We start from the raw sequence: 13,982 nt of genomic DNA, 5'->3' as shown, positions 1-13,982 counted from the left end.
TCCCCGCGCGCAGGGTCTCAAGGCCTGAAACCAGCCAATCCGCGCGGGGAGGGCGTCATGAGGGACATCCTGATCGTCGGCGCGGGCAAGATCGGCACGGTGATCGCCGATCTGCTCGCCGGGAGCGGAGACTATGCGGTGACGGTCGCGGATCGCGACCCCGCCGCGGTCGAGCGCGTGGGGGCAGAGCTCGCGCACGTGCAGGCCTGCGCGCTGGACGTCGCCGACGCCGATGCGCTCGCCGCGGAGCTGGAAGGGCGCTGGGCGGTGATCGACGCCGGGCCCTTCGACATCGGCATGCGCATCGCCGCGGCCGCGGTGGCGCAGCGGGTGCATTACCTCAACCTCACCGAGGACGTCGCCAGCACGCGCCGGGTACGCGAGCTCGCCCGCGGCGCGCACAGCGCGCTGATCCCGCAATGCGGGCTGGCGCCCGGCTTCATCTCCATCGTCGCCCACGACCTCGCCGCGCGCTTCGACGAACTGCGCGACGTGCGCATGCGCGTCGGCGCACTGCCCAAGTACCCCTCCAACGGCCTCAAGTACAACCTGACCTGGAGCACCGACGGCCTCATCAACGAGTACCTCAACCCCTGCGAGGCGATCGTCGACGGGGTGCGCCGCGAGATGCCGGCGCTCGAGGAGCTCGAGCACTTCTCGCTCGACGGCGACGACTACGAGGCCTTCAACACCTCGGGTGGGCTGGGTACGCTGTGCGACACGCTCGAGGGCCGGGTGCGCAACCTCAACTACCGCACCGTGCGCTACCGCGGCCACCGCGACGTGATGAAGCTGCTGCTGCACGACCTGCGCCTGGGCGAGCGGCGCGCGCTGCTCAAGGACATCCTGGAGTCGGCGATCCCGGTGACCATGCAGGACGTGGTGCTGGTCTTCGTCACCGTCAGCGGCCGGCGCGAGGGCCTGCTGATGCAGGAGACCTTCGCGCGCAAGCTCTATGCGGCCGAGGTCAACGGCCGCCTGCGCAGCGCGATCCAGCTCACCACCGCGAGCGCGCTGTGCGCGGTGCTCGACCTGCTCGCGGCGGGCCGCCTGCCGCAGGCGGGCTTCGTGCGCCAGGAGGACGTCGATTTCTGCGACTTCGTCACCAACCGCTTCGGCCGCCACTTCCTGACCGACAGCGAGGAGGTGCGCTGCGCCGCCAGCGGCGTCCTCGCCGGGCCGGCCTCCGGCATGTGACTCCGAGGAGGACCCCAGCATGTTGAGCAACGCCCGCTTCCTTCCCCTCGGCCTCGACGCCCCCCGCCTGCGCGAGGGCGCGCTGGCGGTGCATAGCCCGATCGACGGCAGCCTGCTCGCGCGCCTCGCGCCGCAGGATGGCGCCACCACCGATGCCGCGATCGCGCGCAGCGTGGCGGCCTTCGAGGCCTGGCGCCGCGTGCCGGCGCCGCGCCGTGGCGAGCTGGTGCGCCGCTTCGCGCAGGCGCTGCGCGAGCACAAGGCCCTCCTCGCCGAACTGGTCACCCTCGAGTGCGGCAAGATCCGCAGCGAGGGCGAAGGCGAGGTGCAGGAGATGATCGACATCTGCGACTTCGCGGTCGGCCTGTCGCGCCAGCTGCACGGCCTGACCATCGCCTCCGAGCGGCCCGGCCATGCCTTGCGCGAGAGCTGGCACCCGCTCGGCCCGGTGGCGATCGTCACCGCCTTCAACTTCCCGGTCGCGGTGTGGGCGTGGAACGCAGCGATCGCGCTGGTGTGCGGCGACAGCCTGCTGTGGAAGCCCTCCGAGCGCACCCCGCTGTGCGCGCTCGCCTGCCAGCGCCTGCTCGAACAGGCGGCGGCGGGCATGGAGGAGGTGCCGCGCGGGCTGTCGGCGGTGATCGTGGGCGGCGCCGAGCGCGCCGTGCAGCTCGCCGACGACCGCCGCGTGGCGCTGCTCTCGGCCACCGGCAGCTGCGCGATGGGGCGGGCGCTCGCGCCGCGGGTGGCGCAGCGGCTCGGGCGCAGCCTGCTCGAGCTCGGCGGCAACAACGCGGTGATCGTGGCGCCGAGCGCCGACCTCGAGCTCGCGCTGCGCGCCATCGTGTTCGGCGCGGTCGGCACCGCCGGCCAGCGCTGCACCGGCACCCGCCGGCTGTTCGTGCACGCGGCCGTGCGCGAGCAACTGCTCGAACGCCTGCGCGCGGTGTTTGCCGGCTTGGTGGTGGGCGATCCGCGTGCGGCCGACACCCTGGTCGGGCCGCTGATCGGGGGCGAGGCCTTCACCCGCATGCAGGCAGCGCTCGCCGCGGCGCGCGCGGCGGGGGCGCGCATCGATGGTGGCGAGCGCGTGCTCGCCGAGCGTTTCCCCGCGGCCTGGTACGTGCGTCCGGCCCTGGTCGAGCATCCGCCCTCCGTGACGAACAGCATGGAGGAGGTCTTCGCGCCGCTGCTGAACTGCTTCGAGTACGCGGAGCTGGAGGATGCGATCGCGCGCCAGAACGCGGTGCCGCAGGGCCTGTCGTCGGCGATCTTCACCACCGACCTGCGCGAGGCCGAGCGCTTCCTCTCCACCACCGGCAGCGACTGCGGCATCGCCAACGTCAATGCGGGCACCAGTGGCGCCGAGATCGGCGGCGCCTTCGGCGGCGAGAAGGACAGCGGCGGCGGGCGCGAGGCGGGTGCCGATGCCTGGCGCGCCTACATGCGCAGGATGACCGCGACGATCAACTACTCCGACGCGCTGCCGCTGGCGCAGGGGGTGCGTTTCGAGCCGGCCGGCTGACGTCCGGCCGCGCGTGGAAGAAGCGGTGATCGCGACTTGCGTCGCTCCTACAGGAGGGCGGCACGGTTTCCCGCCGGGGCTCGGGGGCGGGCGTGGGAGCGACGCGAGTCGCGATCGGGCCGTGCCGGTACGGCGGCGCGGATTTGGGGCGCCGTGATCGCGACTTGCGTCGCTCCTACCGGAGGGCGGCACGGTATCCCGCCGGGGCTCGGGGGCGGGTGTGGGAGCGACGCAAGTCGCGATCGGGCGGTGCCGTTACGGCGGCGCGGATTTGGGGCGCCGTGATCGCGACTTGCGTCGCTCCTACAGGAGGGCGGCACGGTATCCCGCCGGGGCTCGGGGGCGGGTGTGGGAGCGACGCAAGTCGCGATCGGGCGGTGCCGTTACGGCGGCGCGGATTTGGGGCGCCGTGGTCGCGACTTGCGTCGCGCCTACAGGAGGGCGGCACGGTTCCCGCCGGGGCTCGGGGGCGGGCGTGGGAGCGACGCAAGTCGCGATCGGGCGGTGCCGGACGGCGGCACGGATTTGGGGCGCCGTGATCGCGACGCGCGTCGCTCCCGTATGGCGATGGGGGGTCTCTCGGGTGTTCCCCGCGTCGGCGCTCAGTCCGGGATGGCCGCGCCGTCGGCGACCACGACCGCGAACAGGTCCGCGAGCGCGGTGAGCGCGGCGACCTGCAGGGCGGCGGCCGCGAGCACGCTGCCGTCGGGCGCGGGCAGGGCGCGGGTGGCCGTGGCCGCGGCGGGCACGGCGACCGCGTAGCCGAGGTTGAAGGCGCCGCGCGCGGTGGAGTTGATGCACATGTGGGTCATGAAGCCGACCACGACCAGGTTCTTGACCCCCGCGGCCTTCAGGTGCGCGTCGAGCTCGGTGCCGACGAAGGAGTTCGGGTAGTGCTTGACCACCACCGCCTCGCCGGCCACCGGCGCCACCTTGTCGGCGATCGCGCCGCATTCGGCGCTCGGGTCGAAGGGCGAGCCGGGGCCCGAGTCGTGCTGGATGTGCACCACCGGGATCTTCAGCGCGCGCGCGCGCGCCAGCAGGCGAGCGCATTCGTCCAGGGCCGGCTCCACGCCTTCGAGCTGCATCACGCCGCCGCGGTAGGCGTTCTGGGCGTCGACGATGACGAGCGCCGACTCGGACAGGCGGGCCGGGGTAGCGGGCAGACCGGAAAGCTGACGAAGGGGAATGGATGCGGTGCTCATGGGGGGCTCCTTGTGGGGTCGAGAAACGATGGTGGCAGCGTACAGGCGGCCGACGGCCTGCGTAAATGCACATTCCTGCTCTACACTGCTGCAGATTTGCATGGATTCCGGCACATGAACTGGGACGATCTGCGTTTCCTCGTCACCCTCGGCCGCGAGGGCACGCTCGCCGCCACGGCGCGCAGGCTGGCGGTCGATCAGACCACGGTGGCGCGCCGCCTGCGCGCGCTGGAGGAGGGCCTGGGCACGGCGCTGTTCGAGCGCGACGAGGGTTTGTGGCGGCCGACCGCGGTGGGCGCCCGCGTGCTGGAGCGGGCTGCGCGCATCGAAGAGGACGTGGCCGGCATCACGCGCCTGGCCGAGGCGGGTGCCGGCGCGGTCGGCGGCGTGGTGCGGATCACCGCGGTGAGCGCCCTGATCGGCGAGTGGCTGGTGCCGCGGCTGCCCGGCCTGTACGCCCGCCATCCGGAGCTGCGCGTCGACCTCGTCGCCAGCAACGACAACCTCAACGTCGCGCGCCGCGAGGCCGACATTGCCATCCGCCTCGCGCGTCCGGCGAGCGGGGACTTCCTCATCCGCAAGCTCGCCGGGGTCGGCTTCGCGCTCTACGGCGCGGCGCGCGGCGACCTGGCGGTGAGCGCCGGCGACTGGGTGGCCTACAACGAGGACCTCGACCACACCCCGGAGATGCGCCGCCTGCACGCCATGTTGGGCGAGGGCCGCATCCGCCTGCGCTCGAACAGCCTGCGCGGCCTCGTGCGAGCGGTGGCCGGCGGCATCGGCCACGGCCTGCTACCCTGCTTCGTCGCCGATGCGGACCCCGGCCTGGTCCGCCTGTCCGGCGCGGAGCCGATCCTGTACCGCGAGCTGTGGATGCTGATCCACCCCGACGCCCGTCCGCTCGCTCGCGTCGCCGCGACCGCGGACTGGCTGGTGGAGCGCTTCGACGAGGCGGCGGCGGGTTTCGCCGGCAGGGTGCCGTCTCCCCGGAGCGCGCCGCCCTAGCACCGGCGCGGCGGTCTTGCCGCGGAGGCTTCAGCCGCCGAGCAGGGCGACGCCCACGCCGGCGATTCCCCCGCCGCCCAGGCGCAGCGCAAGGCGTCCGCCGCGGCTGTCGGGGAAGGCGCGTGCGAGCGTCAGGCCGGCCGCGTGCAGGGCCGCGGTCGCGAGTGCGAAGCCGAGGCTGTAGCCGAGCAGGGTGGCGTCGCCCATCTCGGCGTGGTGGGCATGGCCGTGGAAGAGCGCGAAGGCGGCGACCAGGGGCAGGCTCGCCGCCAGCGGCAGGCGGGCGGCGAATGCGATCAGCAGGCCCAGCACCAGCACCGAGGCGGAAATGCCGGCCTCGACCGCGGGCAGGGCGAGGCCGAGCGCGCCGAGGCCGGCGCCGGCGAGCATCGCCAGCACGAAGCCGGTGGGCAGCAGCAGGCGTGCAGCGCCCGGCTGGCGTGCGGCGTAGAGGCCGACCGCGAGCATGGCGAGCAGGTGGTCGAGCCCGCCGAGCGGATGGGCGAAGCCGCTGGCGAAGCTGGCGGGTGCGTGCCCGGGGTGGGCGAGCGCGGCGCCCGAGAGGCTTGCGAGCGCACTGGCGGCGAGCACGGAGCGGAAGCGGATCGTCATGGTGGATTCTCCAGGAGTGCGGGAAGGTCTTGCGGTGTTCAGGCGGCGGCCAGCATGCCCTGGCGCTCGATGAAGTCGATGATCTCACGCAGGCCCTGTCCGGTCTTCTGGTTCGAGAACAGGAAGGGGCGATCTCCCCGCATCCTGCGCGCGTCGCGGTCCATGACCTCGAGCGAGGCGCCTACCAGCGGCGCGAGGTCGATCTTGTTGATCACCAGCAGGTCGCTGCGGGTGATGCCCGGCCCGCCCTTGCGCGGGATCTTGTCGCCGGCGGAGACGTCGATCACGTAGATCGTCAGGTCGGAGAGCTCGGGCGAGAAGGTGGCGGCGAGGTTGTCGCCGCCGGATTCGACGAAGACGATGTCCAGCCCGGGGAAGCGCGCGTTCAGGCGCTCGACCGCCTCGAGGTTGATCGAGGCGTCCTCGCGGATCGCGGTGTGCGGGCAGCCGCCGGTCTCCACGCCGATGATGCGCTCGGGCGCGAGCGCCTCGTTGCGCACGAGGAACTGGGCGTCCTCGGCGGTGTAGATGTCGTTGGTGACCACGGCGATGTCGTACTTGTCGCGCAGGGCCAGGCACATCGCCAGGGTCAGCGCGGTCTTGCCCGAACCGACCGGGCCGCCGATGCCGACGCGCAGGGGGCCGCGCTGCGGTCCGGCGTGTGCACGGGCGGTCGTGGGGGCATGCGCGGCGTGGAGGGCAGAAATCGGGGTCATGATCGGAACAGCCTCGTGTATTGGGTCTCGTGCCGGCTGCTGGCGATCGCCAGGCCGGGGGTGTAGTTGCTCCAGGCCGTCTCGGGCAGCACGAGCGCCGCCGCCGCCAGCGCCGGGATGCGGTCGCCGAGCGTCGCGAGCAGGCGCTGCCCGGCACTCTGGCCGAGCGGCACGGCCTTCACCGCGGCCATCACCTGGTTCTCCAGCCAGGCCCACAGGTAGGCGACGAGCGCCTCGCCGGGCGCTACCTGCCAGGCCGCGGCGGCGGCCGACCACGCGGTGGGAAAGGCGGGGGCCTCGATCGCCAGCAGGCGCGCGCGCCAGCCGGGAATCGACGCAAACGCATCCAGCTCGGCCAGCAGCCTCACCAGCGACCAGCCCATCTGCACCGTCTCGGCGCGCAGCTCGGCAGTCTCGCGGCTGGCGAGAAAGTCGTCATTGAGCCGCGCGAGCTCGGCGTCTTCGTTTCGCGACCACGCCGCGAGCTGGCAACCGAGCAGCGGCACCTCGAAGCGTGCCAGGCTCCATTCCAGCAGCTCGCCGATCCACGCCGCGGCCTCCGCCTCGCTGCGCACGAGGCCGCTCTCCACCGCCCACTCCAGGCCTTGCGAGTAGGTGTAGGCGCCGACGGGCAGTGCCGGGCTGGCGAGCTGCAGCAGGCGCACCAGCGGCAACAGGCCGCGACCCGCTCCCGCGGCGTTGCATTCGATGACAGCGGCTGCGGCGGCGCATGGCCTTGCCGGCGCCGGCCTCGGGCGATGGGTGGCGGCGCTCATTGCCCGCTCATGAGGTGGATGCGCGCGCCGCTGCCGTCGCCCGGGTGCTGGTGGCCGGGCGCGTAGGCGCCGGCCTCGGGCTCGAAGGGCGCGCGCAGCGTGCTGACCAGTGCGCCCAGCCCCACCAGCATGCCTTCGAGCACGTGATCGGCCTGGAGGCGCAGCCAGTCGCCGGCCTCGTCGTGCCCGACCTCGACCGCGACGTGGCGGTTGCCGAGGTGGAAGGCGGCGCGCGCCAGCGCTACCGCCGAGGCGCAGCGCGCCTCGAGCAGGTCCTCGGCGGCGGCGCGCACCTCGACGATGCGGCCGTCGCGTGCGCGCAGCTTCTGTCCGCCGCGCAGGATGGTGCCGCGCGGCAGGAAGAGGCCCACCTCGGCGCCGGAGGCGAGCCGGGTGCGCAGGCGGCTCTTGGTGCGGGCGCCGAAGTCGAGCTCGAGCACCTCGCTCGCTGGCTCGTCGCCCTCGTGGAACTGCTCGATCAGCAGCACGTCGGTGGCGGGAGCGGGCATCACGAAGTCGGCCAGGGTTTCTGCGGTCATCGGCATGGCGGGAGGTCTCCAGTGCGGTTCCGGTGCGCTGCGCTCAGAACAGGAAATAGCGTTGCGCCAGCGGCAGCTCGGTGGCGGGTTCGCAGGCGAGGTGCTCGCCGTCGGCGCGCACGACATAGGTCTCGGGATCGACCTCGATCTGCGGCGTGGCGTCGTTGAGCACCATGTCGGCCTTCGTCAGCGTGCGGCAGCCCTTCACCGCCACAAGCGGCTTCTGCAGCCCGAGCGCGGCCACCGCGGCGTTGTGCAGCGCGGCCTGCGACACGAAGGTCACCGCGCATTTCAGCGCGCGTCCGAAGCTGCCGAACATCGGCCGCCAATGCACCGGCTGCGGGGTCGGGATCGAGGCGTTGGGGTCGCCCATCGCGGCCGCGGCGATCATGCCGCCCTTGATCACCAGGCTCGGCTTGACGCCGAAGAAGGCCGGGCGCCACAGCACCAGGTCGGCGAGCTTGCCCGGCTCGATCGAGCCCACCTCGTGGGCGATGCCGTGGGTCAGCGCGGGATTGATGGTGTACTTGGCGATGTAGCGCTTGACGCGGAAGTTGTCGTTGGCGGTGCTGCCCTCGACCACGGCCACCGCGTCCGGCACCGCCGCCGCCGCGCTGCGCCGCGGCGCCAGCCAGCCGCGCTGCAGCTTCATCTTGTGCGCGGTCTGCCAGGTGCGGATCACCACCTCGCCCACCCGGCCCATGGCCTGCGAGTCGGACGACATCATCGAGAACGCGCCGGTGTCGTGCAGGATGTCCTCGGCGGCGATGGTCTCGCGGCGGATGCGCGATTCGGCGAAGGCCACGTCCTCGGCGATGCTCGGATCGAGGTGGTGGCACACCATCAGCATGTCGAGGTGCTCGTCGATGGTGTTGACCGTGTAGGGCCGCGTCGGGTTGGTCGAGGACGGCAGCACGTTGGGGCGGCTGATCGCGCGGATGATGTCCGGCGCGTGGCCGCCGCCCGCGCCCTCGGTGTGGAAGGTGTGGATGGTGCGATCCTTGAACGCCGCCAGCGTGGTCTCGACGAAGCCCGACTCGTTGAGCGTGTCGGTGTGGATGGCGACCTGGATGTCCATCTGCTCGGCCACCGTCAGGCAGTTGTCGATCGCCGCCGGCGTCGTGCCCCAGTCCTCGTGCAGCTTCAGCCCGATCACGCCGGCCTGCACCTGCTCCTTCAGCGGCGCCGGCAGGCTGGCGTTGCCCTTGCCGAAGAAGCCGAGGTTCATCGGGAAGGCCTCGGCAGCCTCCAGCATGCGGTGGATGTGCCAGGGGCCCGGCGTGCAGGTGGTGGCGAAGGTGCCGGTCGCCGGCCCGGTGCCGCCGCCCAGCATGGTGGTGACGCCCGAGCTCAGCGCCTCCTCGATCTGCTGCGGGCAGATCCAGTGGATGTGGCTGTCGATGCCGCCCGCGGTGAGGATCATGCCCTCGCCGGCGATCACCTCGGTGCCGGCGCCGATCGGGATCGTCACCCCGGGCTGGATGTCGGGGTTGCCGCCCTTGCCGATCCTCCAGATGCGGCCGTCCTTGAGACCCACGTCGGCCTTCACGATGCCCGCCACCGCGTCGATGACCAGCGCGTTGGTGACGATGGTGTCCGCCACGTCGGCGGCCACGCCCTGGCCCTGGCCCATGCCGTCGCGGATCACCTTGCCGCCGCCGAACTTCACCTCTTCGCCGTAGATGGTGAAGTCCTTCTCCACCTCGATCACGAGCTCGGTGTCGGCCAGGCGGAGCCGGTCGCCCACCGTGGGGCCGAACATCTCCGCGTACGCGCGGCGCGAGATCGTCGCCATCACAGGCTCCCTTGCGTCCGGTGCGCGGCGGGCGCGGTCGCGGGCTCGTCCAGCCGTCCCATGACGAGGCCGTTGAAGCCGTACACCTCGCGCTCGCCATCGAGCGCCACCAGCTCGACGGTGCGCCACTGCCCGGGCTCGAAGCGCACCGCCGTGCCGGCGGCGATGTTCAGGCGGAAGCCGCGCGCCGCCGCGCGGTCGAAGTCGAGCGCGCTGTTGGTCTCGGCGAAGTGGTAGTGCGAGCCGACCTGGATCGGGCGGTCGCCGGTGTTGCTCACCACCAGCGTGCGCGTGGCACGGCCGGCGGCGAGTTCGATGTCGCCGTCGGCGACGAAGAGTTCTCCGGGGATCATCGGCCTGCTCCTCACACGATCGGGTTGTGCACGGTCACCAGCTTGGTGCCATCGGGAAACGTCGCCTCCACCTGGATGTCGGGGATCATCTCCGCGACGCCCGCCATCACGTCCGCGCGCGTCAGCAGGGTCGCGCCGTAGCCCATCAGCTCCGCCACCGTGCGGCCGTCGCGCGCGCCCTCGAGGATCGCGCAGGTGATCAGCGCCACCGCCTCCGGGTAGTTCAGCTTCAGGCCGCGCGCGCGCCGGCGTTCGGCGAGCAGGCCGGCGGTGAACACCAGCAGCTTGTCCTTCTCGCGTGGGCTCAGTTCCATCGTCTTCCTCCGCGGCGGCGCGCTGCCGCCCATGGGTTTCAGGTGTTCCAGATCCGCGGCGTGTGCGCCGCCCGTCCCGCGACTGCCGGGCGCGCCGTCGCCCACAGGCGGGTGAACCACTGCCGGCCGGGCTCGCAGGCCGGCCCCAGCCAGCGCGCCACCAGCACGCCCGGCAGCAGGCTCACCGCGCCTTCGCCGGCCGCGGGCGAGAGCGCGCGCCAGGCATCGCGCAAGGCCTCGTCGCAGCGCGGCGAGGCGATCAGCAGGCTCGCGCTCACCGGCTGGCCGTGCAGGCCGGGCGCGGCGGCGAGCAGCCCGCCACCGCCATGCACGACGCCGCGCTCCAGCCAGACCGGCCGGCCGTCGCGCTCGATGCGGGTGCGCATCGCCAGCTCGCCGCGGGCGAAGCGTTCGCCGGAGGCCGTGCGGCCGAAGCACAGCATCTCGCTGCCGATGAAGCAGGCATCGCCTTCCAGGCGCACCTCGGTGGCGAGCCCGGCGAGCGCGCCTTCATGGACGATGCTCTCCTGCGGCAGCCACTCGCACACCGCGCCCGTCGCCACCGCGATGTGCTGCGCGAGCACGCCGCGCGCGCCGGCACTGCGATACCACTTGCCGGCACCCGGGGTGGTCAGCAGCACGTGCGCGCCCGCGCCGATGCGCAGGTCCACCCGCAGCTCGTCGCCGCCAACGATGCCGGCGGGCGGGTGCACCAGCAGGGTGTGGCAGACGGCCTCGCCTTCCGGGTAGAGCGCGCGCTGCACGCGCAGCGGGCCGAAGTGCTCACGGCGTGCGAGCACGCTGCGTGCGCCGCGCTTCTCGTATTCCAGGCTCAGCCCGGCGCGCCAGGGCGTGGATACCGCGGCGCCGGCGGGGGGCAATAGCGAAGAGGCGAGGGGAGGCAGCGGCGGGTACATGGGGGAGGTTTAGCAAGACCCGGGCCAGCTCTCTGAACGCCCGATGGCTGCGCCTGACAGGGGTGTTGCGGGTGCGACGGTGGGGCTGCGCGGCGCGGCGGAGATCCGTCGATGCCCTGTCCTGGTGCGTTCGCCTGCGGGCGCACCAGCGCGGTGCGGCGGCGCAGCGCGACCGCGCAGACCCGCCGGACCCGCCGCGCCCCGCGACGCGGCGACCCTCACACCGCGAGCGCCTCGCGCACCCCGTCGCGGTCCATGTCCGCCCCTGCGCCGCGCATGACGATCTCGCCGCGCTCCATTACCAGGTACTGGTCGGCGAGCGCGCGCGCGAAGTCGTAGTACTGCTCGACGAGCAGGATGGCCATCTCGCCGGTCTCGGCGAGGCTGCGGATGGCGCGCTCGATGTCCTTGATGATGGAGGGCTGGATGCCCTCGGTGGGCTCGTCGAGGATCAGCAGCCGGGGGCCGAAGGCGAGCGCGCGGCCGATGGCGAGCTGTTGCTGCTGGCCGCCGGAGAGGTCGCCGCCGCGCCGGCCCATCATCTGCCTCAGCACCGGGAACATGTCGAAGATGCGCGGCGGGATGGCGCTGCCGCGTGGCCGGGTGGCCAGGCCCATGAGCAGGTTCTCCTCGACGGTGAGGCGCGGGAAGATCTCGCGCCCCTGCGGGACGAAGCCGATGCCGGCGGCGACGCGCTTCCAGGACGGCGCGCGGGTGATGTCCTGGTCGTGGAAGGAAATGCTGCCGCTGGCGGCGGGCACCAGGCCCATCAGGGTCTTCAGCAGCGTGGTCTTGCCCACGCCGTTGCGCCCGAGCAGCGTCGTCACCTTGCCGACGGGCACGTCGAAGGACAGGCCGCGCAGGATGTGGCTGCCGCCGTAGTACTGGTTCAGGTTGTCGACTTTGAGCATGTTCGTTCAGCGCCCCAGGTAGACCTCGATCACGCGCGGATCCGCCTGCACCGTGGCGAGATCCCCCTCGGCCAGCACCGAACCCTCGCACAGCACCGTGACCTTGCCGCCGAGCGCCTCGACGAAGGCCATGTCGTGCTCGACCACCACCAGCGAGTGCTTGCCGGCGAGGCTCGTGAACAGCTCGGCGGTGCGCTCGGTCTCGTCGTCGGTCATGCCGGCGACCGGCTCGTCGAGCAGCAGCAGGCGTGGCTCCTGCATCAGCAGCATGCCGATCTCCAGCCACTGCTTCTGGCCGTGCGAGAGCAGCCCGGCGGGGCGGTCGGCGGCCTGGTCGAGGCGGATCTGGCGCAGCACCGCGGCGACGCGGTCGCGCTCGTCGTCGATGAGGCTGGCGAACAGGGTGCGGCGCACGCGCTTGTCGGCCTTCATGGCCAGCTCGAGGTTCTCGAAGGCCGTGTGCTGCTCGAAGATGGTCGGCTTCTGGAACTTGCGGCCGATGCCGGCGTGGGCGATCTCGGGTTCGGTCAGGCGGGTGAGGTCGATGGTCTGGCCGAAGAAGGCGGTGCCCGAGTCGGGCCGCGTCTTGCCGGTGATCACGTCCATCATGGTGGTCTTGCCGGCGCCGTTGGGGCCGATGATGCAGCGCAGCTCGCCGGCGTCGATGGTCAGGCTGAGCTTGTTGAGCGCGCGGAAGCCGTCGAAGCTCACGGTGATGTCGTCGAGGTAGAGGATGACCTTGTGCGACAGGTCGAGCTCTCCGGGCCGGAGCACCCGCCCGTCCGCGGCCGAGCCGTCCCAGTGCTCGCGCTCGTTCTCGCGCTCGGCGTCGAGGCGGGTGCGCTCGCGTTCGATCTCGAGGGTGGGGATCATGCGTTCGCTCCCTTGGCGGTGTCGGTGGGGGGGGCGGCGAAGCCGTGCGCGCCGCTCGTGACGGGGGGCGTGCCCGGGGCCGCCGCGGCTGCGCCCGGCGCAGGCGTGGCGGCGCTGCGGGTGTCGTCCAGGCGCGCGGCGGCGCGGCGCGCGCGCAGCTTGCGCCACAGGCCGACCACGCCGTCGGGCAGGTAGAGGGTGACGACGATGAACAGGAAGCCGAGCACGAAGGGCCAGTATTCCGGCAGGTAGACGGTGAACACGCTCTTGGCGAGGTTCACGATGCCGGCGCCGAGCACTGCGCCCACCAGCGTGCCGCGTCCGCCCACCGCCACCCACACCGCGATCTCGATCGAGTTCGCCGGCGACATCTCCGAGGGGTTGATGATGCCGACCTGGGGCACGTACAAGGCGCCCGCCAGCCCGCACAGCATCGCCGACAGCGTCCAGATGAAGAGCTTGTAGTGCAGCGGGTTGTAGCCGATGAACATGACCCGGCTCTCGGCGTCGCGGATCGCCGCCAGCACGCGGCCGAAGCGCGAGCTCACCAGGTAGCGGCCGAGCACCAGGCAGGCGATCAGCAGCGCCGCCGAGAGCGCGAACAGCGTCACCCGCATGCCGGGCGAGGTGATGTCGTGGCCGAGGATGCGCTTGAAGTCGGTGAAGCCGTTGTTGCCGCCGAAGCCGGTCTCGTTGCGGAAGAACAGCAGCATCGCGGCGTAGGTCAGCGCCTGGGTGATGATGGAAAAGTACACCCCCTTGATGCGCGAGCGGAAGGCGAACCAGCCGAACACGAAGGCCACCAGCCCGGGCAGCGCGACCACCAGGAACAGCGCCCACAGCAGGGAATCCGAGCCCGCCCAGTACCAGGGCAACTCCTTCCAGTCGAGGAAGACCATGAAGTCGGGCAGCTCGGCGCCGTAGCTGCCGTCGCGGCCGATCTGGCGCATCAGATACATGCCGAAGGCGTAGCCGCCGAGGGCGAAGAAGAGGCCGTGGCCGAGCGACAGGATGCCGGCGTAGCCCCAGATCAGGTCCATGGCGACGGCGACCACCATGTAGCACAGGATCTTGCCGAGCAGGCTGACGGTGTAGGCGGAGACGTGCAGCGGATGGCTCTCGGGCAGCGCGAGGTGCGCGACCGGCACGCCGATCCAGGCCACGGCGGCGAAGATCGCCAGCGCGATCCAGCCGCCGCGCGGCATGCTGTGGAACAGTCTCAGGATGAAGGGCGTGCGCATGGC

General features: G+C 72.3%; 15 protein-coding genes. 3 read left to right on the top strand and 12 right to left on the bottom strand.

The window, feature by feature from the left end; translation table 11 throughout:
* Positions 1-57: 57 nt before the first annotated feature.
* The gene (locus TMZ1T_RS19130; protein ID WP_012586245.1) at positions 58-1,197 is read left to right on the top strand and encodes a saccharopine dehydrogenase family protein; all 1,140 of its coding nucleotides are present in this window, start codon (positions 58-60) and stop codon (positions 1,195-1,197) included.
* Between the two features lie 19 nt (positions 1,198-1,216).
* Positions 1,217-2,722 (top strand): L-piperidine-6-carboxylate dehydrogenase, encoded by a 1,506-nt coding sequence (gene amaB, locus TMZ1T_RS19125; protein WP_012586244.1) that lies wholly within the window; start codon positions 1,217-1,219, stop codon positions 2,720-2,722.
* A 602-nt stretch (positions 2,723-3,324) separates the two neighbouring features.
* On the opposite strand, the gene TMZ1T_RS19120 is transcribed toward amaB, so the two are convergent.
* On the bottom strand, positions 3,325-3,927 hold the full coding sequence (locus TMZ1T_RS19120) for a cysteine hydrolase family protein (protein ID WP_012586243.1): 603 nt from the start codon (positions 3,925-3,927) through the stop codon (positions 3,325-3,327).
* Between the two features lie 114 nt (positions 3,928-4,041).
* On the opposite strand from TMZ1T_RS19120, the gene TMZ1T_RS19115 reads away from it, so the two are divergent.
* A complete protein-coding gene (locus TMZ1T_RS19115; RefSeq protein ID WP_012586242.1) occupies positions 4,042-4,932 on the top strand; it encodes a LysR family transcriptional regulator in 891 nt (296 codons plus the stop codon).
* Positions 4,933-4,962: 30 nt separating this feature from the next.
* Here TMZ1T_RS19115 and TMZ1T_RS19110 read toward each other — a convergent pair whose 3' ends face one another.
* The 11 genes from TMZ1T_RS19110 to urtC all read right to left on the bottom strand — a co-directional run bounded on the left by TMZ1T_RS19110 (position 4,963) and on the right by urtC (position 13,979).
* Complete coding sequence (locus tag TMZ1T_RS19110) at positions 4,963-5,544, bottom strand: HupE/UreJ family protein (RefSeq protein ID WP_012586241.1); 582 nt, start codon at positions 5,542-5,544, stop codon at positions 4,963-4,965.
* A gap of 38 nt (positions 5,545-5,582) precedes the next feature.
* Positions 5,583-6,260, bottom strand: coding sequence for an urease accessory protein UreG (gene ureG / locus TMZ1T_RS19105; protein ID WP_012586240.1), 678 nt, complete (start codon positions 6,258-6,260; stop codon positions 5,583-5,585).
* Positions 6,257-7,036: an urease accessory protein UreF gene (locus TMZ1T_RS19100; RefSeq protein ID WP_012586239.1), complete on the bottom strand. Its 780-nt coding sequence runs from the start codon at positions 7,034-7,036 to the stop codon at positions 6,257-6,259. Before TMZ1T_RS19100 ends, ureG begins: the two co-directional genes overlap by 4 nt.
* Positions 7,033-7,581: an urease accessory protein UreE gene (ureE, locus tag TMZ1T_RS19095; RefSeq protein ID WP_012586238.1), complete on the bottom strand. Its 549-nt coding sequence runs from the start codon at positions 7,579-7,581 to the stop codon at positions 7,033-7,035. Before ureE ends, TMZ1T_RS19100 begins: the two co-directional genes overlap by 4 nt.
* A gap of 37 nt (positions 7,582-7,618) precedes the next feature.
* Positions 7,619-9,370 carry an urease subunit alpha gene (gene ureC / locus TMZ1T_RS19090; RefSeq protein WP_012586237.1) on the bottom strand — a complete coding sequence of 584 codons (1,752 nt, stop codon included), beginning with the start codon at positions 9,368-9,370 and terminating at the stop codon, positions 7,619-7,621.
* Positions 9,370-9,723, bottom strand: a complete 354-nt coding sequence (locus tag TMZ1T_RS19085; RefSeq protein WP_004324671.1) for an urease subunit beta — start codon at positions 9,721-9,723, stop codon at positions 9,370-9,372. The genes ureC and TMZ1T_RS19085 overlap by 1 nt, the downstream gene beginning before the upstream one ends.
* A gap of 11 nt (positions 9,724-9,734) precedes the next feature.
* Positions 9,735-10,037 (bottom strand): urease subunit gamma, encoded by a 303-nt coding sequence (gene ureA, locus TMZ1T_RS19080; protein WP_004324669.1) that lies wholly within the window; start codon positions 10,035-10,037, stop codon positions 9,735-9,737.
* Between the two features lie 38 nt (positions 10,038-10,075).
* A complete protein-coding gene (locus tag TMZ1T_RS19075) occupies positions 10,076-10,954 on the bottom strand; it encodes an urease accessory protein UreD (protein ID WP_012586236.1) in 879 nt (292 codons plus the stop codon).
* A 218-nt stretch (positions 10,955-11,172) separates the two neighbouring features.
* Entirely contained in the window at positions 11,173-11,865 is a 693-nt protein-coding gene (urtE, locus tag TMZ1T_RS19070) for an urea ABC transporter ATP-binding subunit UrtE (protein ID WP_004329020.1), read from the bottom strand.
* A gap of 6 nt (positions 11,866-11,871) precedes the next feature.
* Positions 11,872-12,738 carry an urea ABC transporter ATP-binding protein UrtD gene (gene urtD / locus TMZ1T_RS19065; protein WP_012586235.1) on the bottom strand — a complete coding sequence of 289 codons (867 nt, stop codon included), beginning with the start codon at positions 12,736-12,738 and terminating at the stop codon, positions 11,872-11,874.
* Positions 12,735-13,979 carry an urea ABC transporter permease subunit UrtC gene (gene urtC / locus TMZ1T_RS19060; RefSeq protein WP_012586234.1) on the bottom strand — a complete coding sequence of 415 codons (1,245 nt, stop codon included), beginning with the start codon at positions 13,977-13,979 and terminating at the stop codon, positions 12,735-12,737. Before urtC ends, urtD begins: the two co-directional genes overlap by 4 nt.
* Positions 13,980-13,982 lie beyond the last annotated feature (3 nt).

Source organism: Thauera aminoaromatica, assembly GCF_000021765.1.
In the GTDB taxonomy this organism is placed as follows: Bacteria; Pseudomonadota; Gammaproteobacteria; order Burkholderiales; family Rhodocyclaceae; genus Thauera; species Thauera aminoaromatica.
This window is presented reverse-complemented; position numbering and strand designations above follow the sequence as displayed.